This is a genomic window from Desulfovibrio sp. JC022, assembly GCF_010470665.1.
Taxonomy (GTDB): domain Bacteria; phylum Desulfobacterota; class Desulfovibrionia; order Desulfovibrionales; family Desulfovibrionaceae; genus Maridesulfovibrio.
Genome location: NZ_VOPZ01000013.1, coordinates 1 through 26,912 on the forward strand (window position 1 = coordinate 1; position 26,912 = coordinate 26,912).

The window sequence follows — 26,912 nt, forward strand, 5'->3', positions numbered from 1 at the left end:
CGAACATAGTCATAGCCGGACAGCCCGAAGGCGTGGTAAAGCAAACTTGTGGACATGGCGGTTCATCCTCCCGATGGTTGGTGGTACTTCCACCGGTTGGACGCCATGTCCTATTTTTTGTCAAAAGTATCCTTGAGCCGGATGAACCTTTCTTTATCTCAAGGGATAACCATTTCACGTTGATTTGAAATTTCAATCCATGAGGTTTTCATGAGTTCAAGACTTAAGAAAAAGATATTACCTTCCCTTCTGGCTGCTGCTGTTTTGCTTGGTGCCGGAGGAAATGTTTTTGCTGCATCCGCCCCAAAAAAAGATTCATTTGAATCATGGCTGGAGAAATACGGAGCTTGGGATATTCTGGAACAAAACTATTCCCAGACCGGCGACACACCGGAACTTATCCTTAAACGGGCCGAGACAGCTTTTAATCTTGGCCGCTACTCAGCATGCCTTGAGACCTTGCAATCAACGCCTGCTTTTACTGATAAGACTCAAGAAATCACCCGGCTTTGGCTGGGGGGTAAATGTCAGCGCGCTCTTGGTAATCCTGTTAAAGGAGTTATCTGGTTCAGTCAGGCTGCTCGTTTGATGGACCAGTCCACAATGGAATCCAAATTCAAGAAAGATCCATACCTTAAAAGCATCTGGTTCGATGTCTGGCGTTCCCTTTACTGGGGGTTTCGGGTGACACCTGAATCAGCCCGTGAGTCCCGGAAAATGCTTCTTGAGCAAACATTTGGTCAGGCGGAAAAAGTATGGCCTACAACCTATTTCATTCTCAATAGCAAAAGTAAGCTGGCAGGATTGAACAGCACATCAGAGATTGTTCCTGTTGTAAGCAATTCTACTGCTGTAAACGATGACGACCGTGTGATCATCGCCCAGTCTTTGGCGGCAGCCAGTATTGGCGCATGGGAAAAATCCGATCGCGCTTTGGATTCTATTTCCAATTCAACTGTTCAGACTTTCTGGAAGTCAGTTAATCAGCATTTGGAAACTGGCAAATCCCCGGAATCTACATCTATATATAATGATGGGAATCTGGTTCGTCCGTCTTCGTTTTTCAGGGCTGGAGTTATGGAGCCTGCTATTGTCTCCCCTGCCCTTTGGCAATTAAGCGCCCCAAGCTCTCCAGCATGGAATGTATTCCGTAAAAAGATCATGGAAATGGAGCCGCAAGAAGCACTGGAGACCATCGATCGCGAAACTGGATCACTCCTTCTTTCCAGCGAACTGGTTAATGCGCTGCAAAATTACCGTCTCGCATTTGCTTTTCTGACCGGAGATATGGAGCTTGCCAAGAATGTCCTGAAACGTTTGGATAAAGATACCCTGCCCATGAGTCTAAGAATTGCCAGCGGAATCGCCTTTAAATTGCCGTTATCCAGAGTGCTTAGCACGGCTGATTACGGAAAAAATGGGTATTTATATATCATTTCAGGGCTTAGCGAGGCTGCTGGAATTGATTATTTCAACGAAATCAATACCTCGTTCTGGGAGCCTGTTTCCAAAAAATCACTTAACCCGACCATCAATGCAAATCCGTTGGATAGACTGCTCGTCTTCGCTGATCTGGCAAAGCAGGCAGCCAAGCAGCAGAATTCCAAGATTGCACGTCGTTGCGCATTTCTTTTCCCCAAGTCCAGGCTTGGAGCCGAAAGCTTTATTTACCTAGCGGATAAGGCAGCCCAAAACAGGGATTTCAAACTCTCAGCTTACTACCTGAAACGGGTTAATCAAGACAAATTCGGACCTGAATTGCGTCTCAAATGGCTGACTGCCGCAGTTGCTTATGATCTCGCTGTCGGCAAAGACGACAAGGCCATGAAAGCTTATAATGAAATTCTCGAATCCGGCGGCACCCTCCCTGCGGAAAAAGAATTAAAGCTGGCTCTTATGATTCAGCAGAAAGGCGATTTGAAAAAAGCTCAAGCAATACTTGAAAGAATTTGGTCTGATCGTGATCAATTGGAAAATGACGAACTGCGCGCGGAAGTACTTTTCTGGATTGCTGAAGGTGAACACGCCATGGGTAAAAAGGAAAAGGCCCTCAAGCATTACCTTGAATTAGCATGGGAATTCCCGGAGCAGAATATCTGGGCAGTGACTGCCATGTATCGTGCTTCCATGATTTATGAGCATAAAGGTCAATTCGAAACTGCCAAGCGATTCCTGAAAACAGTCGTCAAGCGCGCTGACCGCAAGGCCCAGAAGGAAGCGGCAAAAGCACGGCTTAATGCCATTGACACCAAGCTGGCCAAGGTCGGAGCCGGAAAAGAAGTAAGTTTTCCGTTTTAAAAATTTAAGCCCTGAATCATATGATTCAGGGCTTAAATTTTTTTAACTCAACAATTTCAAAACACTTCCCGCCATGGTGGTGACGGCAGTTCTGATAGTCGGTTCCGGCGGTGGATAAAATTTACTGTTGTGAATAGATGGCGGATTGATTCCATTTTCATGAAACAAGGCCATTTCTTTGGCTGATGTTGCCCCGGTAAAAAACATGCAGGATGGAATTTCTTTACCACCTGCTGAACGGAACAATGAAAAATCCTCACTGACCATGACCATTTCGGCATCATGTACTTTATCTTCACCAAGAAGTTCGCTGGCTGCTTTGCGGATTATCTCAGTCAATCCACTATCATTTGTTGTGGCCGGTAAGTGACTGTCGTCATCAAATTCCACAATAGGCAAAAGCTCTTCGGGTATTCCCATGGACAAAGCTTCATATTTGCAAATTCTTTTGATGGACTTCAAAATATGGTCATGGGTTTCAGAATCAGCAAATCTAAAAGTTACCTCCATGACCACTTCTGAGGGAATGATATTGGCCCGCGTCCCGCCATGAATAGAACCAACAGTTACAACCCCAGGGGTCAGCGGACTGAGTTCACGGCTGACAATTGCCTGAAGTGAAGTGACAATCCGGGCTGCAAGAACGACAGGGTCCTTGCATTCATGCGGTATGGCACCATGCCCCCCTACCCCACGCAAGGTAATTTTCAGCTGAGAGGTTCCAGCCATGATCGGACCGGGTTTGACCATGATGTTTCCAGCTTCAATCTGAGGGATAACATGGGTGGCAAGACAATAATCCGGATAACCGAACTGCTCAAAAAGTCCTTGCTTAATCATTGCCCTTGCGCCGCCCCCGACTTCTTCGGCAGGCTGACCGACAAATAGAATTTTTCCTTGCCAGTTGTTTTTGGATTTGAAAAGCATGCGGGCAGTCCCTATGAGGGTGGTCATATGAATATCATGACCGCAGGCATGCATCACCCCAGTTTCATTGCCGTAATTATCTATGGCAATGACCGCGCTGGCATAATCAAGCCCGGTTTCTTCAATGATGGGCAGTGCGTCCATGTCACCGCGGACCATCACGGTGGGACCGTCTCCGTTTTCGAGAACACCGACAACACCGTAGCCGCCAAAATTGCGGGTTACAGAAATTCCGCATGCTTCCAATTGATCAGCGATCAACTTAGACGACTTTTCTTCCTGATGGGAAAGTTCGGGATTTGCGTGCAAATGTTTGTAGATCCCGACCAGATCGTCCAGTTCAGCCTGAACCAGTTTATTCAAATCCATTTGGATTCCTTGGCGGCTTAGGATTCTTTTTCTTTATTGCCGCTGCGTGCGGAAAATTCAGTATGCGCTCTGCGTTTAGCATCATCGAGAATGGGGTGGAGAAGCCCAACAATGTTGCGAACATCAAGATTTTCAGCTTCTTTGGAACAGAGCAGAACATCCAGAGCTTCCAGACCATGGAAAATGTAATCTACACTTTTTTTGATATCACTCATCTATAAAACTCCTTTAAATGAAATTCTCTTTATTTACAGGTGGATTGTATTGCCTGTAATCTGCGATGTCTATGAAAATAATCGTTGTTTATCAGTTACCCGTTGGTTGCCAATTGGTTAATTAATAGACAAACTTACCATATTTAGTTTTAAAACAATCACTTCGCATATAAACACATTGGAAAATAAGCTGCAAGATGTCATCTAACATACGTCAGAATATTCAACTTATAGTTGCGTTTATCACAATTATCTGGCTGCAAGAGAGCTTAACCCTGATATTTTTGTGGTTTCCAGAGGGTCTGACCCTGCCATTGAAAAACACATGCATAAGCTTTTGTAACCGCCTACTTTTTCAAAGCACTCCGCACTGACACCTTCCGCCTACGCTTCCATTTTCGAAATTCCGCCGGAGTCATCTCCAAGCCGCCATTAGCCCATATTCCAATTCGATCTTTTTTGGCCAGTTCTTCAGCTTCTTTTAATTCCGGGTAATGCATTTGGGTATCTGCATAATAAGCAACAATGCAGTATCCCCGGCGCACCAACTCATAATTCAGCATTTCCCCTTTTCGCCAGACATAACCAAGCACCCGCTTGTAACGGTCTTGCGTGCGGTGATCATATTCAATGTAAGCACTCCCTTTGCGTAACCATTGGTCAGTAAATTCCCGCGCTTCTTGTCCGAATTCCTGTTTGTACTCCGGGCAATCCACAGAGATCAGACGAATATCAATATCCAGACCACGCAGCATTACTGAGAAGGAATCGCCATCTTTTGGGCGCAGATATTGGAATTGTTCGGCGCGGGCATAATAGACAGAGGCAATCAGAATTACAAACGCTGTCAGAAAGAAGATTAGGGCTTTTTTCATTGTAGATCTCCACTATTGCGCATGTTCGATATTTATCAATGTTACGCTCAAAAATATCTACAAAACTATTTACACTTTGACAACTGAGACTTAAGAAAATTTGCGAGAGTTATCTAGATAAGGGTTTTGAGAAAACGCAAAAAGGGCTGAAACTTTCGTTTCAGCCCTTTCTCTGTTGCATGGTGCCGAGGGGGGGATTCGAACCCCCACGGAATCTCTTCCACTGCCCCCTCAAGACAGCGTGTCTACCAGTTCCACCACCTCGGCAAGAGGTGCACAACGTTTCTGTGAACGTCGTGTGAAGAAGTGTTTACGTAAATCCGGGACCCTTGGCAAGATGTTTTTTCTAATAATTCCAAAAAAAATTTAGACTCTCATTTTATCAATAAATTCAATATCTAACTATTGGATTTAATAATCAAATGCAGCAAAATTACATCAAATTTTTCATTAAATTTATACGCATTCCTACACAGTACAAATTTAGCGCAAAACCTCGCCCTATCACATTCTAATCTTTAGCCGACTAAAACATATGCAATATGACCTAAAAAGCGATTCTGAGCCAAATCTGAAAGTGATATTTTTGCTGACCAATTATATTTTTAAACTGGAGTCATTGGTAACCATCTCCATATGCAAAAGAGAAAACGGCTTACCCTGTCCGCCCAAAGCGGATATGCCAACAATACGAAAACCTAAGTAAGAAAGTCATGAGTCGCCCGGACAGATCTTTCCTACAGTTCGATCAGTTCTTCATAGTCGCTTATGTTAACTTTGCAAATAATCATATTTGATCCAGATACGCAAAAAGGGCTGAAGCTTTCGCTTCAACCCTTCTTTAGTTGCATGGTGCCGAGGGGGGGATTCGAACCCCCACGGAATCTCTTCCACTGCCCCCTCAAGACAGCGTGTCTACCAGTTCCACCACCTCGGCAAGAGGTGTACAACGCGTTTCCGCGTCGTGTGAAGAAGTGTTTACGTAAATCTGATGCCCTTGGCAAGATGTTTTTTGCAATAATCTAAATTAATTTAAGCATTCAAAAAAACAAGGAATATCAGTTTGCTATTATCTTGTTAACGCAGGCTTAAGGACGAAATATTCCTTTAGCTGGTGAGTATTTTAATTGATAGCTAAGTCTGGCTGAATATTTATTTGCAATAAAGTCGAAAAAATTATTTCGCTGCATTTTTTTAAATGCCCTTTCCATCTTATTTATTAAATATTGATCTGTTCCTTTTGAAATAGCTATGAAGCTGGGGGCTTCTTTAAAAATAAATGCGACTTCAAAAAAATCAATGGGACATCCAGATTCTTCAACCCATTGTGGGAATTCAATATCCGAGCCGATAAGTAATGGAAAACGACCAGCCAGCATTTTTTTTACAGAATGCATGTGGGAATTGGCCTTATCAACGGTAATCCCTTCTTTTTCAAAATATATAGTTCGCCAGTCCTCTCTAAGTCCCCCAACTACTAATCCTTGTCTCCTTATATCATCAATGTTGGAGACTTTAACCCCACTAAATTTCTTTTTATAAACAGCATGATTGCGTGTAACTAATGGTCCCAAAAAGTGAAAGCCTTCGCTTTTACGTTTTTTGGTTTGTCCAGCAGAAAATATAATCACGTTGGGATTATTCAACGCGGTCTTATACGCCCTAGCCCATGGCTGAATTTCAATTTTCGTATTACTTTCAATATGGCTTAGTAGTTCATTAACTATATCATATGAAATTCCAGTTGCCTCACCATCCTCTATATAAGTTGTGGGAGACTCAAGATTAGTTAAAACTATTACTTTCGCGCTAACAGTAAAGGTAGTTAAATTTAAAAAAACAAATATAAAAAATATTACTTTTATAATTTTCATTATTCGACCAAGTGTATTTCATCATTAGAAAGTTACCTTCAACGTTAGTGTAACAGTAAGTTAAATTCAACAAAAAAGAAATTGCACAAAACGCAAAAAAGGGCTGAAGCTTTCGCTTCAACCCTTTCTCAGTTGCATGGTGCCGAGGGGGGGATTCGAACCCCCACGGAATCTCTTCCACTGCCCCCTCAAGACAGCGTGTCTACCAGTTCCACCACCTCGGCATGAGGTGTCGTTCTAAGAACGTTTCGTTGAGGAAATACTTAACGCTCTCAAAACATATTTGCAAGATGTTTTTGCAAATAATTGCTCGTAATATTTAGGTTTTTCATTTCGAAGCACCTACTTTTCAGATGGTGCCGAGGGGGGGATTCGAACCCCCACGGAATCTCTTCCACTGCCCCCTCAAGACAGCGTGTCTACCAGTTCCACCACCTCGGCTCTGAAATACGAGCTATATTTTAAAGAACTTCAGTGAAGTTTTAAAAAACTTACTATTTGGTCTCTTTCGCTTCTTTCGCCTTTGCGGGCTCTTCGAAAGTGACAGCAGACTTTTCTTCTATAGGAGTAATGATGGTGTCACCTTCAAGCATGACAGACTCATCAGCAATCCTGTTACCGGAGAGGTAGTTATAAGAGAGAGAAGTTACCAGAAAGACAGCTGCCAGAAATGCAGTGACCTTAACAAGAACTCCGCCTGCTCCGGTGCTACCGAAAACAGACCCACTTCCTCCGCCGAAGATTACGCCCATGTCTTCTTTACCGCTCTGTAAAAGAACGAAAACGATCAGAAAGACGCAAGCGATAATGTGTACAGTAATTACGAGCGTTTGCAAAGCTTTATTTCCTTTATTTTTTCACCTGGAATAAGGCAGATATTTAAGCCAGTGCGATCTGGCTGAAACTTTCCGCGTCCAAGCTCGCGCCTCCTACCAAGACTCCGTCCACATTGTCAAGTGCAATGATCTGGGCACAGTTGGCTGGTTTTACGCTTCCGCCGTACAAGATGCGGATTTCACTAGCTTTTTCAGGTAAAAGTTTTTTCAGCTTTTCTCTAACAAAGCCATGAGCTTCAACGATTTCACCTTCGCCGGCCACTTCACCGGTACCAATGGCCCACACAGGCTCATAGGCAACAACAACGGTTTCGGCTGCGAAGTCGGAAGCTACATTCTTTAAACCAGCTTCGAGCTGTTCGTCAATAACCTTCTGTACTTCCCCGGCTTTTCTTTCATCGATAGTTTCACCGATGCAAAGGATCATGGACAGACCGTTTTCAAGACCGAAAGCGACCTTTTCGCCTACCATTTCATCGGTTTCGCCCATGATGGCGCGGCGTTCGGAGTGACCAGCAAGTGCGTATACGCAGCCGACATCCTTAAGCATTGCGGGAGAAATTTCTCCGGTGAAAGCACCTTCAGCCTTAGGGTAAAGGTTTTCAGCGGAAAGATGGCAATCTGCATTTCCTTCCAGCACGGCACCTACGGTTTCCAGAGCGGTATAAGGAGCGGCAATCACAACTTCGCGGTCAGCGGGAAGTTTGCCTTCGATTTTTATAAGCAGATCCGCAGCAGTTGCTTTTGCTTCAGCGCGGGTTTTGTACATTTTCCAGTTAGCTGCCATTAATTTTTTCATTAGCTGTTCTCCTTGAGTGCTTTGAATGCGGGAAGTTCTTTACCTTCGAGGAATTCGAGGAAAGAACCGCCGCCGGTGGAGATAAAAGTGAACTTATCTTCAAGTTTGGCCTGATGCACAACTGCGTCGGTATCACCGCCGCCAACAATAGTGGTGGCGTCTTCAAGATCAGCCATAGCTTCGCAGACTTTAAGGGAGCCCTGTGCGAATGGCTCTTTCTCAAACAGTCCCATGGGACCGTTCCAAACGATGGTCTTGGACCTTTCGATCACTTCGCAGAATTTCTTTGCTGATTCAGGTCCGATGTCGAGCAGCATGCCGTCTTCAGGAACAGAATCACCGTCGCAAACACCCTGCGCGGTATCAATATCCTTACCCCATACAAAGTCAGTGGGAAGGTGCAAAGTGGTACCGGAACCGGCGGCTTTATCCATGATTTCCTTGGCAGTATCCACAAGGCTCGCTTCAACAAGAGATTTACCGACAGATTTGCCCTGCGCGAGCAGGAAGGTGTTGGCCATGGCTCCACCGATGATAAAATCATCAACTTTGCCGATCAGGTTGTTGAGGATGCCAAGCTTGGAGGACACCTTGGCACCGCCGGAAACTGCGATGTAAGGCTTGCGGGCATTTTTAAGTGCCTCGCCGAGGTATTCCCATTCCAGCTTAAGAAGGAAGCCGGCGCAGCAGTCATTAGCAGCGTAAGGAACGTCAACAACTGAAGCATTGGCACGGTGAGCCACGCCGAATGCGTCGTTAACATAAATATCAGCCAGAGCAGCGAGCTGTTTGCCGAAATCGCCACGCTCTTCAGGGGTCTTGGCCTGCTCTTCAGCGTGAAAACGCAGGTTTTCAAGCATCATGACCTGACCGGGCTTCAGCTCGGCAGCCATTTTTTCCACCTCGGAACCGATGCAGTCGGGAGCAAGGGGAACTTCCATTCCAAGGTATTCGCCAAGACGTTTGGCAGCGGGAGCAAGGCTCAGGGAGTCTACCCTTTTACCTTTAGGTTTTCCCAAGTGGGCCATGACGATAACCGAGGCACCCTTTTCAAGAGCATATTTAAAAGTAGGGACTGCGGCCTTGATGCGGTTGTCGTCAGTGATGGTTTCTCCGTCCAGAGGGACGTTGAAATCAACTCTCATCAGCAGTTTTTTGCCTGCAATGTCAAGTTGGTCAATGAAGCGCATGATCACTCCGTGGTTAAATCGGTTTGAGTTTACTGACTAAAAATTCAAGTCATACAGGAGGGCATCTTCCCTTGTATCCGGATAGTAATTCTTCCTTACCCCCACCTGCACAAAGCCGAGACTTTCATAAAGCCCGATGGCGGGTATGTTGGATTCCTTAACATCCAGAAGCCCTCTTTTCATATCCATCTCCCGGCACCTGCGCATAAGATCATGCATAAGTGCCCTGCCAATTCCCTTTCTCCTGAACTCCGGGTGTACCCCAAGATTAAGAACTTCCATTTCGTCCAGAACGATAGAATAAGCCAGATAGCCGATCAACATGCCCTGCTCTTCATATCCAAGGACGAAAAATGCTTTTTTTTCCAGCCCGAGCCGAAATTGTTCTTCAGTCCAATGGTATTCAAAGCAAAGAGACTCAAGTGCCCTGAGCTGAGTTATATGTTCAGGACCCAGATCGAAATTTTTTTGAGTACCAGAGGTGACTTCCGTGCTAATCATAAATAGGTTATCTACCTGTATGAGTGGAATGTGTGGGGTCACAATCAAAGTCAACGTGAACTTCATACACGCAATTTCTCTGAATTGAAAGAACACAATGTTCAAAAACGAAAAGAATTTGTTTAAAAGTGAAAAAAAAGTTCGTTCAAATCGAAGTTGTCGACCGGAACAACCGCCCCTTAACAAGTATGGACATTCAAGAAGTCCATCGTCAGTCACTGCGACATCGCTCGGTGATTATACTTGTCTATGACAATGAAGGAAAACTTTTTCTTCAAAAAAGAAACCCACGCCAAAAATTATATGCCGGACGCTGGGATGTTTCAGCAAACGCGCATGTGCGCACCGGTGAATCCAATGAAAAAGCAGCCCTGCGTGAACTTGAGCATGAGCTTGGTATCCGCAGTACCGGCCTGAAGCTGATTGAAGAGATCGAAGCATCATCCGAAACAGGTTACGAGTTCATCTCCCTTTACGTTCTGGATAAATTGAACACAATCCCTGAAATGAACAAGGATGAGGCTGATTCCGGATACTTTTACTCTGAAAGTGAACTGGACTGGTTGATCCGTGAATATCGCGAGCTACTGGTTCCATCTCTGGTATTCCTGCATGACCGGTCCCTGCTTTTTAAATTCAAATAAATTATTTTTCAGGCAGAATCAGTTTGTTCAGTGCTTCGTGAATGCGGGAGTTTGTGGCCAGAATCGCTGGTGAATACAAATTAAATTCATCTTGTCCGTATTCTGTAACGCATCCCCCGGCTTCTTTCACCAACAGCCAGCCGGCAGCCATATCCCATGGCTTGAGAGAATTTTCATAGTAGCCATCATACCTGCCGCAGGCCAGATAGGCGAGATCAAATGCAGCTGCTCCGGGACGCCGAACTCCCTGCGTTGCTACAAGCACTCTGCTCAAGGCATCGGTAATAAAATCAACATGCTCTTCGATGGCATAAGGAAATCCAGTGGCAATCAGGGATTCTTCAAGGGAATCACAATCCGATACATGGATAGGCTGAGCATTCATAAAAGCTCCACCGCCGCGCACGGCAGTGAATACTTCATTAAGTATAGGCAGGTTGACGATCCCCAGCACCACCTGTCCGTTCTCCCAAAGAGCTACGGAAGTGGCCACCATGGGCAATCCATGGGCAAAATTGGTGGTTCCGTCCAGAGGGTCAATAATCCATGTACGGTCAACAAGTTCAGCATCACCGGAAGTCTCTTCAGCCAGAAAAGATGATCCCGGTAGAATTTCTGCAAGTTTTGCTTTAAGAAATTTCTCAACCGCCAGATCGGTCTCTGTTACAAGATCAATGCGGCCTTTATGTTTGATTTTCTTAGGTTTGTTGTAGCTTTCCCTGATAATTTCACCGGCCTCAAGTACGGCCGCAGTAGCTTTTTTAAGTAGTGATTGCATATTTTTGATTAGATTCGCTACGCGATATAATGACAGGATTTCGCCTCGGCGGCCAAAGGGGAAATCCCCTTTGGAATCCTTATTAATTGAAATAAATATTAAGCTGATAGGGCTTTAATGATTAGTTAATATAAACTTTTTCGAAGCCCTTATCTTTCTGAAGACTTAATCCGGTTCCGCGCACAACTGTGGTCAGGGGGTCATTATCAATTATCACCTTGAGTGAACTCTCACGGCTAATCAACTGGTCCAGACCTTTCAGGAGTGCTCCGCCCCCGGCAAGCAACAAACCGTTATTGGCAATATCGGCGACAAGTTCAGCCTGAGTTTGCTCAAGCGCGACCCGCACTGAGTGCACAATAGCCGCAACAGGATCAGCAATGGCTTCCCTGATCTGGGCATCATTGATCTCAATAGCCTTGGGTTTGCCGTCCAGAAGGTTACGGCCGGAAACAGTCATGGTCAGTGGCTCGGGCAATTCAATGGCGGAGCCGATCTGAATTTTAGCTTTCTCGGCAGTGTTCTCACCGACGAGTAATTTAAATTCGTCCTGCATATAGCGCATGATGGCAAGATTCATCTCATCCCCGGCAACGCGCACAGACTGGCTGTGGGCCACAGAAGACAGAGTAATAACTGCAACTTCGGTTGTACCACCGCCAATATCCACAACCATGTTTCCTTCAGGTTCATGGATATTCAACCCCGCACCGATAGCCGCGGCCATGGGTTCTTCAATAAGACGAACTTCCCGCGCTCCGGCCTGCTGACCGGATTCAATAACCGCCCTTTTTTCAACCTGGGTGATACCGGTTGGTACACAGATGATAATCTTGGGTTTGACCAGATTGCGGCCTTTAATCGCTTTCTTGATAAAGAAAGCAATCATTTTTTTGGTCACTTCAAAGTCAGCGATAACCCCATCCTTCATAGGACGTATAGCTTTGATTTTGTCCGGGGTGCGGCCAAGGTATTCCTTGGCTTCCTTTCCCACGGCAATCACTGATTCATCCCGGGCATCAAGGGCGACGACAGACGGCTCATTAAGGATAATTCCATCCTTCGGGGTATAAAGCAGTGTGTTTGCGGTGCCCAGATCCATGGCAAGGTCCTTGCCGAAAAAACTCATTAATTTAGCCCAGAGCATATAATTCAGGCCTCATGCGTGAAGCGGTTAATTGTCGTTGATCAAGACCGGATCAGTCTTGGACGGGGTTACTTTCTGTAAGGCAGTACGGGCTTCCGCAAGTTTGCTTTTCAGAAAGAGATTTTCAAGAAACTGGTTTAAATACTCAGATACCATAAACAGAAAATCCTTCAAGTCCTCGTCAATTCGTTTCGGCTCTTCATTGGCAAGCACAAGAACTCCCCGGGTCTTGCGCTGAAAAACAAGAGGCAGACATATGACACTCATAAAATCAACGGTTGAAGCACTGGCTCCAAGAAGGCTGGATGCGGCCTGCCCGGCATTATTCTCTTCAATAAAAATAGGTTCATTATTTTTATACACCCAACCGACAAGGCCGCTTCCAAGTGGAAAAGCCATGGATTTTGGATCACCTTTATGCAAAATGGGTTTGTTTTCCCCTTCCATATAAAAAGATGTTCCTCTTTGGTCGATAACGGTAAGAAAAGAATGGGAAAAGCCGCTTGTTCCGGCAGTCATACTTAGTAAATTGTCCAGAAAGGAATTCCATTTCGGCTGTCTTTTACGCAAGTCATGCAGGAGCTTAAGAGTCATGAAATATTCATTTTTCCTTCCATCGGCGTCCACAGAGCGGATACAGGAAAGCATGGAAGTGATCATCTTCCCGAATTGGGAAAGAATTTTCAAATCCTTGGTGCTGAATGAATAAGTCCGCTTACTGTCAAGGCAGATGGCCCCTAAAGACTGATCCAGCGGAGTGCCCATAAAGGCTTTAACCTTGGAATCCTCGCGGTTCTCATAATATCCGAGGGTCGTGGCTCCTTTGCGATCCATATTATTAATGAAAAGCGGCTCATTTTTACCGATAACAATTCCAGCAAGGCTTTTCTTCTGCAAGGGAGTACCCTTGGGAGAAATGTCGTCCCCCAGACTGAAATAGGTGGACAGGGAGTAGCCGTGTTGTCCGTCCGGCAGGAACAAAACAACACTGTGAGCCTCAAAAACATTACAGACAATGCTGAGGATATTAATCAAAATTTCGTTTCTAGGCATGCTCTATTTAGTCCTACACTCGATGAAATAATCAATGCTCCGGTTGTATGTTTTTTCCTGCTCCGGTGTAAAGTAGCAGGCCGGAAGCTGATCTTTGGCGCGGTGGTACTTAATGCATTCACAGCAGGCTCCGGCTCTGGGGCAACCGCTGTAGGTACAGGGACAATCAACCTTATTGCTCTCAATTTTTGCGCAGCCATCTAAACTCATATATTTCATCCTTAAAATTATGTTCGTTAGAAAAGACAAATATCTTATGATATAATCAAATCCGTATCATTCTTATTTGAAAGAGCTTGTGTGGTCAACAGATACCCGGTTTAATACCAGCCCTTTTTCCTCGCATCTAAAAGAGAACTCTTTGCATTTTTAGACTGTTTTTTAATTAAAAAAATCGTTTTCAGGCAGAAAAATACTACTATTTTTTAAAATAATTAATTTCTATATTTTATCTAGATAAATTCTGTTGTAATTAATTGCAGTTCGGGATAATCATACCCTAATATAAATGATAAATGTCTTGATGAGCATTCTAATGGGCAAAACCATTTATAATCCTACAGCAACATGCAGGGTTTGAATATGTGGCAGGAAGCTTTTTCCAAATATACAGGGGAAGCCTGTAACGCGGAAGACGTAACATCTCAAGATGTTTACGATATGAAGTCGTTGGATGGCTTACGCCTGCATCTGGATCATGTTCACATCAAAAACTGTCTGCTCCGCCCTTATTTTGAACAGCGCAACCAGTATCCTCTGGTTGACTCTCGTGAGCTGTTACCTTCTTTCGAGGTAGACCTCTACGAATATAAGAAACTTCCCGGCTTCAGCATGGTAGCACTGGAGCGGCCTCTTAATTATTTTCAGGAAATTTTTCAGTTTGATATCCTGCACAGTCCGCGTTTGCTGGACGAAACCACCACCGAAGATGCCTGCCCGCTTTTTGAATCAATCGTAAAAGCCAACATCGAAACCTTTGAAAGCAGGCTTCCTAAGCGTTCCCACAAAGATTTCCTTAATGAATTCGGTAATACTGATATTTCTGCCATAGAAAATTATGACCGAATTCTTCCTCATCTGCTTGAAATTGAAAGAGCTCAGGTCATGGCTCAGGACAATACCGGAAAATTTTATCTTTCCGGGGTTTTCGGCTCATTTCCATCTGACCTTGATACAGAACTGAAGCGATTCGGCATCAGGATCGGTAAATTCAAGCCGGGTGACAACCTGCTTTATGAATACAACCGCCTGTTTGTGTACACTTTTCTTATGGAGCTGCATGGATTCCCTATTGTTTCCGAGCGGCGAACCTCTTCGTCCCTTTTTGCCCGTCGACTGCACCGGATGGGTGAAAAATTCATGGTCCGCGTTTTAGGGCAATCCGACCGCACCATTACCTCACTCTTTTCACATGCCAAGGCTAAGCACTATCCGCGTGTTGAAAAAATCGCATTGGTACAGGTCAGCAAGGACAACAAAGAAACCATCGCTGAAATGAAAAAAGGCGGGTTCTTTGTGGATGAAAAGAAACGGGTGGTCATCCTGAAAGTGAAGTACCGCCAACATAAATTCAACCCGGAAAACGTCCGTGAAGACCGTGCACTTTCCGTTTACAAGCAGGAAGTAATTCATCCTCTTACAGGTGAATGCGCGTCTCATTTCAATGTGATCAAGGATGCCTCCAGCATGACCATCCTGCTCAACGATATTGTACGTGGAGAATATACGGGCAATATTGTCTACAAACGTAACGAACTTATTCAGGATACTGAAACCCACGAAAAACGTTTGAAATTTCTTTTTGCATGGCTTTCCAAGCACCAGCGCAGAATTATCGGTTACTCCGATGAATTTTATTCCGGCGTAGTCAAGGTGCTGGACAGCTACCTGCTGGCCCCGGATAATTATGAACCGTTCAATGACCTTACTGATATTTATCAGGAGGTCTGGTCCAAGTACAGCTACATACAGCAGGCCCGCAAACTGAAAGTCCTTGAAGATCTCAGGGAAAGGAAGATCCGGGGTAAAAAAATCGGTTATCTTGAAATGCTTCAGGTAATGCATGAGATCATGAACGAACTCAAATTTGAAATCGTCAACTACTTTGACAAGCTGGTGGAAACAGCCTTAATGATCGGCGACAGAGTTCTCAATGATTCATATTTGAGACGAACATATATTTCTTGTCCGGAAGAAGAACTTACCCCCTATGGCCTTGATGTTAAAAAATATTATGGTCGTATGGTGGTAGTACTTGATGAATTCAGGTCGATCCGCAAAAGCCGTTCCCTCTATGAGGAGGGAACTTCCGTAAGCGGGTTGGTTTAAATTTAATTCTGGAAGCACTCTGAACAGTCAGGGTGCTTTCAATTTATACGGAGTAAAAAATTGACTGCACTGCGCACGACCCCCCTGACTGAGTGGCACCGTGAAAACGGCGCAAAACTTGTCCCCTTTGCCGGATTCGAAATGCCCGTCCAGTACAAAGGCATTATCGTTGAACATAAACACACTCGTGAAAATGTCGGCGTTTTCGACATCAGCCACATGGGTGAGTTTAAACTTACCGGAAAAGGAGCCAAAGACGGCCTTAACAAAGTGGTTACCCAGAATCTGGATACCCTCGCACCGGGCAAATGCCGTTACGGCTTCTTACCCAACGAAAAAGGTGGCGTCCTTGATGACCTGATTATATACTGCCTTGCTGAAGATTCTTACATGCTGGTAGTTAACGGCTCCTGCGAAGAAGGAGATTTTAACTGGATTGATTCCAGACTTCCTGATGGTCTGAGCTTTGAAAATATTTCCTACGAAACCGCTAAAATCGACTTGCAGGGTCCTTTGGCTCTTGATGTTCTGGAATCTGTTTTCGGACGTGATTTCAAACATCTCAAGTACTTCAACTTTGAAGAAACTGAATTTGACGGCTACAAGCTGATCGTCAGCCGTACCGGATATACCGGTGAGCTTGGTTACGAATTCTACCTCCCCGCCGACAAAGCAGTTTCCTTGTGGGAAAAACTGGTTGCGGATGAAAGAGTCGAACCTATCGGACTCGGTGCACGCGATACCCTGCGCCTTGAGTGCGGCTACCCTCTTTACGGTCAGGATCTCGATACCGAGCACAATCCCCGTGAAGGCGGCTACAGCTTCCTGCTGCCCGCAGACGCTTATACCGATGTAAAAGAAATCCTTATCCCGTTGACCATCGAAGGTCGCCGTTCTGCCCGTCACGATGACATCGTCATGCTCGACGGCAAAGAAGTGGGTAAAGTTACCAGCGGTTCCTTCTCCCCAACTCTCGGTTACTCCATCGCACTGGCTTATGTTGCCAAAGATGCTGCTGAAGCTGAAAACTTCACCATCAAGGGCGCACGCAAGGATCTTGAAGCCAAGAAAAGCGAGCTGCCTTTCTACAAAGAAGGCACTGCGCGTAAGAAGCTGGATTAATTTCCAGAGTCTGAAAGATGAATTCAACCCCGCTGCTTTCCAAGTGGCGGGGTTTCTTTTTTTTCCAAGGAACATTAGAACTTAGCCATGAACAATATCGCTAAATATTTATTTATATCCCTAGTACTGACAACTATTAGCCTAACAGCTTTTAACGCTGAAGCTGGCTTTGTGCCGTACGGGAGAATATTCAAAGCTGTTAAAGACGAACGGCCATATGTCACACAAGCTCAAGACAGCAGGTTGCAAATACAATTGCATAAAGCTCTTCTGCTGAATTGCCCGGAAAATCTGATCAATGTTTCAAGCTATGTATATTCAGGACATGGATTCATAATCGGCGAAGTTAAAGATAATGCTGAGCGGGAAACCCTGATAAATTGCGCAAAGAGTATAAGTAAATTGAACGGAATCAGCTACTTTTTGCCCCGGACGAAAGCCTATGATGCCACCGTCTCTTCAGGACTTGAGATAAAACTTAAGAGCTTAATTGATCCAAAATACCCATCATCTAAAGTTACTGTAAAAGTGGTGCAAAACACTGTGGTTATTCTTGGTGTACTCGAGCCTCAAGAACAAGAATCCGTGTGTAAATCAATACAGAAAATATCTGGAACAACTAAGATCATTAATTTTCTTCAAGCCCCGCAACAGCAGAAGAAATTAAAAAAAAGATTTCGCCCCTTGCGCAATCTTTTTAGTGAATAAGTGAAGCGAGCTGCCATTTAGAAGTGGACATACTAAATCACGTAAGCTAAATGCTCCTCATTATGTGCAGACTTTAATCATATAAAGACCTATCGGCTCTTACGTTGTCCTGCCTTCACTCGGTATGAGGCAACACTTTCAAATAATATTCTATGTAAGGATATTAAGGTTTTGTTATGTTTAAAGATCTTTTGGACATTAATTCACGTCCCCTGCCTTTTGAATTCTATACTGCATCCGACCTTTGGACAGATGAGCATATTTCAAAACAAATGCTCAAGTATCACTTGAACCCTGATGTAGATGCCGCTTCCCGCAATTCCCAGTTTATCGCTGAATCCTCAGAATGGATAATCAACCGGTTTGATTTGGTATCCGGTAAAAGGGTCGCTGATTTCGGATGCGGTCCCGGTCTATACACCACTGCTTTTGCGCAAGGCGGAGCAAGTGTAACCGGAATCGACTTCTCGACTAATTCTATTGGATATGCCCGTGAACAAGCTGGCAATAAGAATCTTGAAATCAAGTATATCGATACCGATTATCTAAAATTCAACACGGACAAACGCTTTAATCTTATCACTATGATCATGTGTGATTTTTGCGCGCTAAGTCCTGCTCAGCGTCGGATAATGCTTCATAAATTCCACTCCCTTCTTAAACCGGGCGGTTCAGTTCTGCTGGATGTTTTTTCCCTGAATGCTTTTAACTGCCTTTCTGAAGAACATGTTTTTGAGCCCAATCTCATGGATGGTTTCTGGTCGTCTGGAGACTACTTCGGGTTTATGAACAGATTTAAATATGAATCCGAAAAGGTTGTTCTGGAAAAATATAACATTATTGAGGCTGAACGTACTCGCACAATTTATAACTGGTTGCAGTACTTTTCACCAAATGATTTGGAAGCCGAATTCCTCAATTGCGGGTTCAGCAAAATTGAATTGCTGGGTAACGTAGCTGGAAACAAGTACCAAAGCGAAAGCAATGAATTTTCTATCGTTGCCCATAAGTAGCTGAATATATTAAGAGGAGTCGTTTTCAAGATAAAAAACGGCTCCTCTTTTATTCTAATTCCGAGCAATTATGTCAGATCAGCAACAATAGCTTATTTACTGCTCATAAGTTCATCACCTCTCCAAACAAAAACACTAATATTTAAGAGTGTTATCCAAAATAATCCCAAACAGCTCTTTATTACTCAAATAGATCTGAATTAAATTCATCACATCTCTTAACACTTAATTAATATTAAATTTATTTGTTAAAATTCAACAAGATAAGACGTGAACGAATAATTATATCAAATACCGCACATATTAAATTGTGTCATTCACATCGCAAGCAACTATTTTTTCCCTTCATCCCTCTTGACCGATAGTTTGATTTCCAGATGATTGGAACACCCTCAAATTTCAGGAGCGATGATGAATATTAATCGTAGAGATTTTGTGAAGCTGACGACTGCGGCAGCTGCTGGTCTTGCTGCGGTTCCAGCGTTCGGCGGGCTTGGGAAAGCCTTTGCGAACACTGCTGAAGAACGGGCAAAGCAACTCAGTCCTAAATGGACACAGCAGACTACTTCAGTCTGTGCGTTCTGTTCCGTGGGTTGCGGTCTGCTGGTCAATACCGACCTCGAGACCAAACGCGCTGTGAACGTGGAAGGTAACCCTGACCACCCCATTAACGAAGGTGCCCTCTGCGCCAAGGGTGCGGCATCCATCCAGATGACCGAAAACCCGAAGCGTCCCGGCAAATTCCTGTACCGCGCCCCCTTCAGCGGCGAATGGGAAGAAAAAGATTGGGATTTCTGTAAAAAACGCATCGCCAAGTTGATCAAAAAATCTCGCGATGAAAGCTTTGAAAAGAAAAATGCCAAGGGACAGGTGGTCAACCGCACCATGGGTATCGCCTCTCTCGGTTCCGCTGCGCTGGATAACGAAGAATGTTATGCCATGCACAGTTTCATGCGTTCACTCGGCCTGGTCTATGTTGAGCACCAGGCTCGTATCTGACACAGCGCAACTGTTGCGGCTCTGGTAGAGTCGTTCGGACGCGGCGCGATGACCAACCACTGGAATGACCTTCAGAACAGTGATTGCATTTTGATAATGGGCAGTAACGCTGCCGAAAACCATCCCATTTCCTTTAAGTGGGCTGTAAAAGCACAGAAACGCGGTGCTAAGATCATCCATGTGGACCCGCGCTTCACCCGTACTTCCGCACGCTCGGATGCATACATTGCTTTACGCTCCGGTACTGATATCGCTGTACTGGGCGGTATGATCAATTACATCATCAAAAACAAGCGGTACTTCCATAAATATATGGTCGAGTACACAAACGCTTCGTTTATTGTCGGTAAAGATTTTGATTTCAAAGACGGTCTTTTTTCAGGATTCGACCACAAGTCCAATTCCTACGATAAGTCCAAATGGGCATTTGAAATGGACGACAAAGGTATCCCCAAGCAGGATAAATCCTTGCAGGATCCCAATTGTGTTTTCCAGATTCTGAAAAAGCATTACGCACGCTACACCCCGGATAAAGTATCCTCCATCTCCGGTGTGTCCGTAAAAGACCTTGAACTGCTCTACAGCACCTACACCGCCACCGGAAAACAGGATAAAGCCGGAACCATCATGTATGCCATGGGCTGGACCCAGCATACTGTCGGTGTGCAAAATATCCGTGCCATGGCCATGATTCAGCTCATGCTCGGTAACATCGGTGTTGCTGGTGGTGGCGTTAACGCCCTGCGCGGCGAATGTAACGTACAGGGTTCCACTGACTACGCCCTGCTCTATCACATTCTCCCCGGCTACCTGAAAACTCCCCTTGCCGGACAGGACACCCTTGAGCAGTACAACACTACTTACACTCCAAAGACAAACGATCCTGAATCCGCCAACTGGTGGCAGCACTATCCCAAGTACTCGGCCAGCCTGATCAAGGCCATGTACTCCGAGGATACCCCTGAACAGGGCTATCAGTACCTGCCCCGCCTTGATAACCACAAGGCCAGCGTCTATTCATGGATTCCGCTCATCGACCGCATGTATGAAGGCAAATTCAGCGGCAGCCTGATCTGGGGTATGAACCCGGCCTGCTCCAGCTCCGACTCAGTCAAGACCCGTAAGGCTCTCGGCAAACTGGACTGGATGGTCAACGTCAACCTTTTCCAGTGTGAAACAAGTGATTTCTGGAAAGGTCCTGATATGGATCCCAAGAAGATCAAGACTGAAACCTTCTTCATTCCCTGTGCTTCTGCAATCGAGAAAGAAGGTTCCGTATCCAACTCCGGTCGCTGGATGCAGTGGCGCTACAAAGGTCCTGACGCTTTTGGCGATGTCATGACTGACGGTCATTACTTCCATGAAATCTGGGAAGAGCTCAAAGCCCTCTATGAAAAAGAAGGCGGCGTTTACCCCGAACCCATCACCCATCTCAGCTTTGACAACATGTGCGAGAAAAATGACCACGGTCACATGGAATTCAGCGCACGCAAGACCGCCAAACTTTGCAACGGCTGGTTCACCCGCGATGTTGAAGTAAAGGGTAAGAAATTCAAAAAAGGACAACAGGTCCCCAGCTTCGCCTATTTGCAGGCAGACGGTTCCACTACCTCCGGTAACTGGCTGTACTGTAACTCTGTTACCGATGCTGAAAACAAAAGTATGCGCCACGACAATTCCCAGACCAAGGAACAGGCCAATATCGGACTCTTCCCCAACTGGACATGGTGCTGGCCTGTTAACCGCCGTATCCTCTACAACAGAGCTTCTGTTGATGAAAAGGGACAGCCATGGGCACCCAAGAAAGCAGTTATCAAATGGAACGGCTCCAAGTGGATCGGTGATGTTCCTGACGGCGGCTGGAAGCCCGGTACCCGTCATCCGTTCATCATGCGTAAGAACGGTTTCGGTCAGCTTTACGGCCCCGGCCGCGCTGACGGTCCCCTGCCGGAATACTACGAGCCTCTGGAATGCCCGGTAAATAAGCATCCTTTCTCCAAAACCCTGCACAACCCCACGGCAGTTCAAGTTGAGGGTGAGGAAAAGGCAGTCTGCGATCCGCGCTACCCCTTCGTCGGTACCACCTACCGTATCACCGAACACTGGCAGACCGGTTCCATGACCCGCTGGCAGGACTGGCTGGTTGAAGCCGAGCCGCAGATGTTCGTGGAAATCAGCCCCGAACTGGCTAAACTGCGCGGCATTGAAAACGGCGAAAAAGTCACTGTTGAAAGTGTACGCGGATCACTCTGGGCCATTGCCATGGTTACTGAGCGTATCCAGCCTTACAACATCAACGGAACCGATGTTCACATGGTTGGTATGCCCTGGCATTACGGCTGGATAACTCCCATCAACGGCGGAGACTCCGCAAACATCGTAACTCCCAACGTAGGCGATCCGAATACCGGTATCCCCGAATACAAGGCCTTCATGGTCAACATCCGCAAGTGGAAGGAGGGTGATAAGTAATGTCCGGTAAAAGCTTCTTTGTAGATCTCTCCCTTTGTACCGCCTGCCGTGGTTGTCAGGTTGCCTGCAAACAGTGGAAAAAGCTCCCTGCTGAGCATACCCGCAACGTGGGTTCCCATCAGAACCCGCAGGACCTTTCATCTAAAACCATTCGTCTGGTCCGCTTCAACGAAGCCCGCGACGAAGACGGTAAGTTCCGCTGGCTCTTCTTCCCGGAACAGTGCCGTCACTGCATCGAACCTCCCTGCAAGTACATCGCGAACATGTACACTCCGGGTTCTGTAGTACAAGACGAAAAAACCGGCGCGGTGGTCATGACCGACAAGGCCGTTATCCGCAAGGGTAAACTTGAAAGCTGGGAAATGTGTCCATACAACGTCCCCCGTCAGGACAAAGACACCGGACTTTGGTCCAAGTGTGACATGTGTCTTGACCGTGTGGAAATGGGCATGCTGCCTGCCTGTGTGCAAAGCTGCCCCACCGGAACAATGAACTTCGGTGACCGTGCGGATATGCTCAAGATGGCCAAAGAAAGGCTTGCGGAAGTCAAGAAGACCAATCCCAACGCCTATCTAGCTGATCCTGATGACGTGCGTGTCATCTATCTCTGTGAAACCAAACCGGAAAGTTACCATGAAAATGTTGTCGCTTCCGCTGATCAGCGTAAGACAATCATGGCTGAGGTAAGTCCATCTAAAACATCAAGACGCGGATTCCTTACCGCTCTTAAGAATAAAGCCTAGCAGGCAGGAGAGATAAGATGAAAAAATTATTGATCGCATGCCTGTGTATGATGGGCATTGTGTTCGTAGCCATCGGCGCGGGCGCACAGGAAGATTGGACCGCACCGGACGACGACCTTGTCATTGATTTTATCAAACCAAAGAAAGAAATCGGTGTAGTATTCAACCACTCCAGCCATGAAAACTATGAGTGCGTTGACTGCCACCATAACATCAAGAAATCCGGAGAGCCGACAAGTTGTGCCACCTGTCACGACAATTTTTCGGCCATGCCGACCAAGGGCTACAAGTCCTACTTCAAAGCCATGCACTACAAGCGCAACAACACAAAGCGCCCTTCCTGCTTGGGATGTCATGTTAAAGAATTCGGTAACGACAAGGAAATGACCGGCTGCGTTAACTCCGCCTGTCATCCTGAAGGAATAAAATAACAACTAAATACAGTCTACATTCTACGCAAGGACGAATTCGTCCGAGCACTCCACAAGAAACCCGCTTCGGCGGGTTTCTTTGTTTATATGAACATTTAAAATATACTATGAAAATGCTATGAATCCATATAGTGAAAAAAAGGAGAAATTGATTACAAAACACAGACGACTACTATTGATTCAAGAGTTAAAGGATATTATGTTTTTTTCCATTTTTCGGTTTTTTTTTATTTCACTCTGCCTTATCGGCTTTTGGGGAATATCCGGGAATGCTTCAGCTGTTGAAGTCATCACCATTCCTTTTACTCAACCGGATGACCGCAGAAGTGATTACAATCTCGACTTATTAAAACTGGCATTGGAAAAATCAGTCCCGGAGTATGGTGCGTATGAATTAAAAATATATGAACTGCCTACTGAACAGTTAAGGGCCTTACGCTTGATGAAAAACGGCAGAGGTATTGACCTGACTTGGTCCATGACCTCAAAGGAAAGGGAAAAGGAATTTTTGCCTATACGCATCCCGATGCAGAAAGGCCTGTTATCGCATCGCATATTTCTTATAAAGCCTGAAAATCAGGTTGCATTCCGCAACGTAAATACAATTGATGACCTAAAAACATACAAAGCCGGACAGGGATATGATTGGCCGGATACTGCAATTTTAAAAGCAAACGGACTGCCTACGACAACATGCTCTCAATATCAATTCTGCTTTAAGATGCTTGATGAAGGGAGGTTTGATTATTTCCCCCGTGGCGTATGTGAACCTTGGGGGGAAATAACAGAACATCAAGATATGGATTTTACTGTCGAAAAGACAATTATGCTGCGTTATCCTTCACCGCTATATTTCTTTGTAAGCCGCAATAATCCCGAGCTTGCTAAGCGCGTTGAAAAAGGCTTGCGTATTGCCTTAGAAGACGGATCTTTTGACAAACTTTTTTACAACCATCCAATGATGAAAGAAGCTTTTGCAAAGGCCAGGTTGTCCAAACGTAAGATTATTGACCTTAAAAACCCAACTCTTCCTCCGGAAACTCCGCTTGAAGACAAATCACTCTGGATTGACCTCAGTAAGGTTCCTTAGTCAGCTTTTATTTTTAAATCGTTCATCAGACTTCAACGTCTCGGATTTTTCCGCATTGGTTTCCAGCCATCCGAAACGGTCGGCGGGTACAGCATCAAACTTTGTGACGTAAGGCTTGATATCGATCAACGGGGTTCCGTCCAGCACATCAACGCCTCGGATATGCAAAATATGTCCCTCAATACGGAGTAATTCCACAGTGGACTTACCGATCATATTCGGTCTGCGCGGGGCACGGGTTGAAAAAAGCCCCCGCTCCTCTGTATCCATGAAAGGTTTGACTTTCAGCTTGTAGCCATCGTTTTTATGGAAATGATACAGCAGGATTATATGCGAAAAACCTTCAAGATCCTGTAAGCCTTCTTCTAAAGCACCGTGAAGTTCGATTGTCCCTTCAATGTCTTTTGCTCCCGAAGGTTGAATAGGCATACCTTCAAGAGTCTCAAAGGGGGAGCGGATGTATCCGATGGGATGAAATATTATGGCATCTTTTTCAGGTAACGGCATTTTATCCTCCGTTATTCAAAGTTGATTCAGTCTCTGAAGTTAAAGTAACACTTCAAGAACTGTTCGATCAATTTAGCTTTTCATAATTTCAGCCACCAGCTCAGCGCAACTGGTCAGACTTTCAATTTTAATAAACTCTTCCGTAGTGTGAACCTTACTCATACCGATTCCCAAAGCAACAGCATTGTATCCCTTTCCATAAAGGATATTGGCATCACTGCCGCCGCCGGTAGGAACTCTTTTAGGAGTAGCACCAATATTTTCACATGCTTTTTCAACTCTGGCCAGCACTGCACTGTCATCTGCTACCTTGAGGACGGGATATGAAATTTCATATTCGAACTTGTACTCCCCGCCAATTTTTTTCACCGCAGCAGCGCAACATGCTTCCATGTGTTCAAGCTGCTTATTAAGTGATTCGTCATGCAGGGAACGCGCTTCTGCGGTCAGCTTTGCAGAGGCTGCAACAATGTTTGTCACGCTCCCGCCTTCAATATGGCCGAGGTTTGCGGTAGTACTTTCATCAATACGCAGCAGGCTCATATTGGAAACAGCTTCAGCCGCAATCTGAATGGCACTTATACCCTCTTCCGGAGCAATTCCGGCATGTGCGGACTTTCCTGTAAAAGTCATAGTAATTCCAGCCTTAGCGGGAGCAGCTACAACAATGGTACCGACATCACCGCTGGAATCAAGCACGATAATATCTTTGACCGGGAGCAGATCCGTATCCATATTCTTGGCCCCGTGCATGCCTGCTTCTTCGCAGATGGAAAACACAAAATAGATATCTGGATGCGGTATGGATTCCTCTTTCAGGTGATCCAAAGCTTCAATAGCCATGGCGATCCCGGCTTTATCGTCACTGCCAAGGACTGTATCCCCGGCGCTGCGAACAACGTCGCCGTCAATGATCGGCTCAACGCCAATGCAAGGCTGCACACAATCCATATGTGCGGAAAAGGCAATAGGCTCGCCTTCCCCTGTTGCCGGAATGTGTACTATGAGGTTTCCGGTATTTCCGCCGCTAAGTTCACCGGCTTTATCTTCACGGACCTCATAGCCTCTCTTCTCCATTTGCTCACGCAGAAAAGCAGCGACATCCTTTTCCTTTAAAGACGGACTATCAATTTGTACAAGATCAAAAAAAAGCTCAAGAATTCGCTCTTGATTTATCATAATATCTCCAAAATGTTACTGAAATTTAGATCTGAATAATTATCACTGAAACACTCGCTTGAACAGCTGAATTTTCTTCATAAAAAGATGTACACTGCAACATATTCTTTTATCACAACTTTACACGCAAAATACCCCATAAAGATTTACTTTCTAAAGTAACACTTGCATAATGCATTTTTTATACATATTATTTATTATTAATAAAAATTTTATGGGAGTATCGGGGAGGTTAAAATGTTCTCTTTTAAAACATTAACACTAACGCTAGTCATTTTACTGCTGACCGGTGGATCAGCCTTTGCGTCTACTTTCACTTTTGGAGATTCCGAATATACCATTGTTCAATCAAATGGAATAAATTGGAATGATGCCAGACTTGCAGCAGAAGCAGACGGAGGACATCTGGTAACAATTACATCTGTTGCCGAAAATAATTTCCTGAAAAATACAGTATTTCAAGGACAGGACAAAGCATACTGGCTGGGTGCTTATCAGACAGATGATGCAAACCGCCAGAATCCGACATCCAACTGGCATTGGGTGACCGGTGAAGATTGGAATTTTACTGATTGGTATACCTCTGAACCAAACAACCAGAGAATTGATGAAATGCACTTAAGTGCGGATCAGCGTTTTAACTATCAGTGGAATGATGAAGGCTCTGCAATATCCAGCATGATTAACGGATATGTGGTTGAAAAACCGACAGCCCCCACCCCAATCCCCGGTGCAATCTGGCTCCTCGGGGCATCGCTTGCCGCTCTTTTCGGAATCAAAAAGAAGTTCGGAAATAATTCTAAATAAATAGTAC

General features: G+C 45.2%; 26 protein-coding genes and 4 tRNA genes. 12 read left to right on the forward strand and 18 right to left on the reverse strand.

Annotated elements, in window-relative coordinates; genetic code table 11:
• Both FMS18_RS20500 and FMS18_RS18215 read left to right on the forward strand, forming a co-directional pair.
• Window positions 1-188: hypothetical protein (locus tag FMS18_RS20500; protein WP_203544699.1), on the forward strand; the 188-nt coding region annotated here is incomplete at its 5' end.
• A 22-nt stretch (window positions 189-210) separates the two neighbouring features.
• Window positions 211-2,298 (forward strand): tetratricopeptide repeat protein, encoded by a 2,088-nt coding sequence (locus FMS18_RS18215; RefSeq protein ID WP_163296102.1) that lies wholly within the window; start codon window positions 211-213, stop codon window positions 2,296-2,298.
• 42 nt (window positions 2,299-2,340) lie between these two features.
• On the opposite strand, the gene FMS18_RS18220 is transcribed toward FMS18_RS18215, so the two are convergent.
• From FMS18_RS18220 to rimI, 12 genes are all read right to left on the reverse strand, one after another.
• Window positions 2,341-3,594, reverse strand: a complete 1,254-nt coding sequence (locus FMS18_RS18220) for a M20 family metallopeptidase (RefSeq protein ID WP_163296103.1) — start codon at window positions 3,592-3,594, stop codon at window positions 2,341-2,343.
• Between the two features lie 17 nt (window positions 3,595-3,611).
• A complete protein-coding gene (locus FMS18_RS18225; RefSeq protein WP_163296104.1) occupies window positions 3,612-3,809 on the reverse strand; it encodes a hypothetical protein in 198 nt (65 codons plus the stop codon).
• A gap of 347 nt (window positions 3,810-4,156) precedes the next feature.
• On the reverse strand, window positions 4,157-4,684 hold the full coding sequence (locus tag FMS18_RS18230; protein WP_163296105.1) for a thermonuclease family protein: 528 nt from the start codon (window positions 4,682-4,684) through the stop codon (window positions 4,157-4,159).
• Window positions 4,685-4,864: 180 nt separating this feature from the next.
• Window positions 4,865-4,951: transfer RNA gene (locus tag FMS18_RS18235), tRNA-Leu, on the reverse strand.
• Window positions 4,952-5,534: 583 nt separating this feature from the next.
• A tRNA-Leu gene (locus FMS18_RS18240) sits at window positions 5,535-5,621 on the reverse strand.
• Window positions 5,622-5,772: 151 nt separating this feature from the next.
• Window positions 5,773-6,558 carry an ABC transporter substrate-binding protein gene (locus tag FMS18_RS18245; protein WP_163296106.1) on the reverse strand — a complete coding sequence of 262 codons (786 nt, stop codon included), beginning with the start codon at window positions 6,556-6,558 and terminating at the stop codon, window positions 5,773-5,775.
• A gap of 137 nt (window positions 6,559-6,695) precedes the next feature.
• Window positions 6,696-6,782: transfer RNA gene (locus tag FMS18_RS18250), tRNA-Leu, on the reverse strand.
• 130 nt (window positions 6,783-6,912) lie between these two features.
• Window positions 6,913-6,999: transfer RNA gene (locus FMS18_RS18255), tRNA-Leu, on the reverse strand.
• A 53-nt stretch (window positions 7,000-7,052) separates the two neighbouring features.
• A complete protein-coding gene (gene secG / locus FMS18_RS18260) occupies window positions 7,053-7,394 on the reverse strand; it encodes a preprotein translocase subunit SecG (protein ID WP_163296107.1) in 342 nt (113 codons plus the stop codon).
• 43 nt (window positions 7,395-7,437) lie between these two features.
• Window positions 7,438-8,193: a triose-phosphate isomerase gene (gene tpiA, locus FMS18_RS18265; protein ID WP_163296108.1), complete on the reverse strand. Its 756-nt coding sequence runs from the start codon at window positions 8,191-8,193 to the stop codon at window positions 7,438-7,440.
• Complete coding sequence (pgk, locus tag FMS18_RS18270; protein ID WP_163296109.1) at window positions 8,193-9,383, reverse strand: phosphoglycerate kinase; 1,191 nt, start codon at window positions 9,381-9,383, stop codon at window positions 8,193-8,195. The genes tpiA and pgk overlap by 1 nt, the downstream gene beginning before the upstream one ends.
• A gap of 36 nt (window positions 9,384-9,419) precedes the next feature.
• Entirely contained in the window at window positions 9,420-9,884 is a 465-nt protein-coding gene (gene rimI, locus FMS18_RS18275; RefSeq protein WP_163296110.1) for a ribosomal protein S18-alanine N-acetyltransferase, read from the reverse strand.
• A gap of 128 nt (window positions 9,885-10,012) precedes the next feature.
• On the opposite strand from rimI, the gene FMS18_RS18280 reads away from it, so the two are divergent.
• Window positions 10,013-10,528 (forward strand): NUDIX domain-containing protein, encoded by a 516-nt coding sequence (locus tag FMS18_RS18280; protein WP_163296111.1) that lies wholly within the window; start codon window positions 10,013-10,015, stop codon window positions 10,526-10,528.
• 1 nt (window position 10,529) lies between these two features.
• On the opposite strand, the gene FMS18_RS18285 is transcribed toward FMS18_RS18280, so the two are convergent.
• The 4 genes from FMS18_RS18285 to FMS18_RS18300 form a co-directional block, all read right to left on the reverse strand.
• Window positions 10,530-11,306, reverse strand: a complete 777-nt coding sequence (locus FMS18_RS18285) for an inositol monophosphatase family protein (protein WP_163296112.1) — start codon at window positions 11,304-11,306, stop codon at window positions 10,530-10,532.
• 121 nt (window positions 11,307-11,427) lie between these two features.
• Entirely contained in the window at window positions 11,428-12,453 is a 1,026-nt protein-coding gene (locus FMS18_RS18290; RefSeq protein ID WP_163296113.1) for a rod shape-determining protein, read from the reverse strand.
• 27 nt (window positions 12,454-12,480) lie between these two features.
• Window positions 12,481-13,506, reverse strand: coding sequence for a GAF domain-containing protein (locus FMS18_RS18295; RefSeq protein ID WP_163296114.1), 1,026 nt, complete (start codon window positions 13,504-13,506; stop codon window positions 12,481-12,483).
• Window positions 13,507-13,509: 3 nt separating this feature from the next.
• Window positions 13,510-13,716, reverse strand: coding sequence for a DUF6485 family protein (locus FMS18_RS18300; RefSeq protein ID WP_163296115.1), 207 nt, complete (start codon window positions 13,714-13,716; stop codon window positions 13,510-13,512).
• 372 nt (window positions 13,717-14,088) lie between these two features.
• Here FMS18_RS18300 and FMS18_RS18305 point away from each other — a divergent pair, with 372 nt between their 5' ends.
• The 8 genes from FMS18_RS18305 (at window position 14,089) to FMS18_RS18340 (ending at window position 24,412) form a co-directional block, all read left to right on the forward strand.
• Window positions 14,089-15,834, forward strand: coding sequence for a hypothetical protein (locus FMS18_RS18305; protein WP_163296116.1), 1,746 nt, complete (start codon window positions 14,089-14,091; stop codon window positions 15,832-15,834).
• 60 nt (window positions 15,835-15,894) lie between these two features.
• Window positions 15,895-16,956 carry a glycine cleavage system aminomethyltransferase GcvT gene (gene gcvT / locus FMS18_RS18310; protein WP_163296117.1) on the forward strand — a complete coding sequence of 354 codons (1,062 nt, stop codon included), beginning with the start codon at window positions 15,895-15,897 and terminating at the stop codon, window positions 16,954-16,956.
• A gap of 87 nt (window positions 16,957-17,043) precedes the next feature.
• Complete coding sequence (locus FMS18_RS18315; protein ID WP_163296118.1) at window positions 17,044-17,664, forward strand: BON domain-containing protein; 621 nt, start codon at window positions 17,044-17,046, stop codon at window positions 17,662-17,664.
• 176 nt (window positions 17,665-17,840) lie between these two features.
• Window positions 17,841-18,677 carry a class I SAM-dependent methyltransferase gene (locus tag FMS18_RS18320; RefSeq protein ID WP_163296119.1) on the forward strand — a complete coding sequence of 279 codons (837 nt, stop codon included), beginning with the start codon at window positions 17,841-17,843 and terminating at the stop codon, window positions 18,675-18,677.
• Between the two features lie 411 nt (window positions 18,678-19,088).
• Window positions 19,089-22,148, forward strand: a complete 3,060-nt coding sequence (gene fdnG, locus FMS18_RS18325) for a formate dehydrogenase-N subunit alpha (protein WP_163296120.1) — start codon at window positions 19,089-19,091, stop codon at window positions 22,146-22,148.
• Window positions 22,148-22,891 carry a 4Fe-4S dicluster domain-containing protein gene (locus FMS18_RS18330; protein ID WP_163296121.1) on the forward strand — a complete coding sequence of 248 codons (744 nt, stop codon included), beginning with the start codon at window positions 22,148-22,150 and terminating at the stop codon, window positions 22,889-22,891. The genes fdnG and FMS18_RS18330 overlap by 1 nt, the downstream gene beginning before the upstream one ends.
• A 17-nt stretch (window positions 22,892-22,908) precedes the next feature.
• Window positions 22,909-23,322 (forward strand): cytochrome c3 family protein, encoded by a 414-nt coding sequence (locus FMS18_RS18335; protein WP_163296122.1) that lies wholly within the window; start codon window positions 22,909-22,911, stop codon window positions 23,320-23,322.
• 118 nt (window positions 23,323-23,440) lie between these two features.
• Window positions 23,441-24,412 carry an ABC transporter substrate-binding protein gene (locus FMS18_RS18340; protein ID WP_163296123.1) on the forward strand — a complete coding sequence of 324 codons (972 nt, stop codon included), beginning with the start codon at window positions 23,441-23,443 and terminating at the stop codon, window positions 24,410-24,412.
• On the opposite strand, the gene tsaA is transcribed toward FMS18_RS18340, so the two are convergent.
• The gene (tsaA, locus tag FMS18_RS18345; protein ID WP_163296124.1) at window positions 24,413-24,919 is read right to left on the reverse strand and encodes a tRNA (N6-threonylcarbamoyladenosine(37)-N6)-methyltransferase TrmO; all 507 of its coding nucleotides are present in this window, start codon (window positions 24,917-24,919) and stop codon (window positions 24,413-24,415) included.
• Between the two features lie 72 nt (window positions 24,920-24,991).
• Window positions 24,992-26,098, reverse strand: a complete 1,107-nt coding sequence (locus FMS18_RS18350; protein WP_163296125.1) for a M20/M25/M40 family metallo-hydrolase — start codon at window positions 26,096-26,098, stop codon at window positions 24,992-24,994.
• A 237-nt stretch (window positions 26,099-26,335) separates the two neighbouring features.
• Between FMS18_RS18350 and FMS18_RS18355 the strand changes: the two genes are divergently transcribed.
• Window positions 26,336-26,905 carry a lectin-like protein gene (locus tag FMS18_RS18355; protein ID WP_163296126.1) on the forward strand — a complete coding sequence of 190 codons (570 nt, stop codon included), beginning with the start codon at window positions 26,336-26,338 and terminating at the stop codon, window positions 26,903-26,905.
• The last annotated feature ends 7 nt before the right edge of the window (window positions 26,906-26,912 follow it).

Coding starts and splice junctions, on each gene's coding strand:
- tsaA (WP_163296124.1), bottom strand. CDS start 24,919: ATGCCGTTACCTGAAAAAGATGCCATAATATTTCATCCCATCGGATAC.
- pgk (WP_163296109.1), bottom strand. CDS start 9,383: ATGCGCTTCATTGACCAACTTGACATTGCAGGCAAAAAACTGCTGATG.
- FMS18_RS18330 (WP_163296121.1), top strand. CDS start 22,148: ATGTCCGGTAAAAGCTTCTTTGTAGATCTCTCCCTTTGTACCGCCTGC.
- FMS18_RS18220 (WP_163296103.1), bottom strand. CDS start 3,594: ATGGATTTGAATAAACTGGTTCAGGCTGAACTGGACGATCTGGTCGGG.
- tpiA (WP_163296108.1), bottom strand. CDS start 8,193: ATGAAAAAATTAATGGCAGCTAACTGGAAAATGTACAAAACCCGCGCT.
- FMS18_RS18230 (WP_163296105.1), bottom strand. CDS start 4,684: ATGAAAAAAGCCCTAATCTTCTTTCTGACAGCGTTTGTAATTCTGATT.
- FMS18_RS18215 (WP_163296102.1), top strand. CDS start 211: ATGAGTTCAAGACTTAAGAAAAAGATATTACCTTCCCTTCTGGCTGCT.
- FMS18_RS18350 (WP_163296125.1), bottom strand. CDS start 26,098: ATGATAAATCAAGAGCGAATTCTTGAGCTTTTTTTTGATCTTGTACAA.
- FMS18_RS18335 (WP_163296122.1), top strand. CDS start 22,909: ATGAAAAAATTATTGATCGCATGCCTGTGTATGATGGGCATTGTGTTC.
- FMS18_RS18340 (WP_163296123.1), top strand. CDS start 23,441: ATGAATCCATATAGTGAAAAAAAGGAGAAATTGATTACAAAACACAGA.
- FMS18_RS18285 (WP_163296112.1), bottom strand. CDS start 11,306: ATGCAATCACTACTTAAAAAAGCTACTGCGGCCGTACTTGAGGCCGGT.
- FMS18_RS18245 (WP_163296106.1), bottom strand. CDS start 6,558: ATGAAAATTATAAAAGTAATATTTTTTATATTTGTTTTTTTAAATTTA.
- FMS18_RS18305 (WP_163296116.1), top strand. CDS start 14,089: ATGTGGCAGGAAGCTTTTTCCAAATATACAGGGGAAGCCTGTAACGCG.
- FMS18_RS18320 (WP_163296119.1), top strand. CDS start 17,841: ATGTTTAAAGATCTTTTGGACATTAATTCACGTCCCCTGCCTTTTGAA.
- FMS18_RS18225 (WP_163296104.1), bottom strand. CDS start 3,809: ATGAGTGATATCAAAAAAAGTGTAGATTACATTTTCCATGGTCTGGAA.
- FMS18_RS18295 (WP_163296114.1), bottom strand. CDS start 13,506: ATGCCTAGAAACGAAATTTTGATTAATATCCTCAGCATTGTCTGTAAT.
- FMS18_RS18290 (WP_163296113.1), bottom strand. CDS start 12,453: ATGCTCTGGGCTAAATTAATGAGTTTTTTCGGCAAGGACCTTGCCATG.
- rimI (WP_163296110.1), bottom strand. CDS start 9,884: ATGATTAGCACGGAAGTCACCTCTGGTACTCAAAAAAATTTCGATCTG.
- FMS18_RS18355 (WP_163296126.1), top strand. CDS start 26,336: ATGTTCTCTTTTAAAACATTAACACTAACGCTAGTCATTTTACTGCTG.
- FMS18_RS18300 (WP_163296115.1), bottom strand. CDS start 13,716: ATGAGTTTAGATGGCTGCGCAAAAATTGAGAGCAATAAGGTTGATTGT.
- FMS18_RS18315 (WP_163296118.1), top strand. CDS start 17,044: ATGAACAATATCGCTAAATATTTATTTATATCCCTAGTACTGACAACT.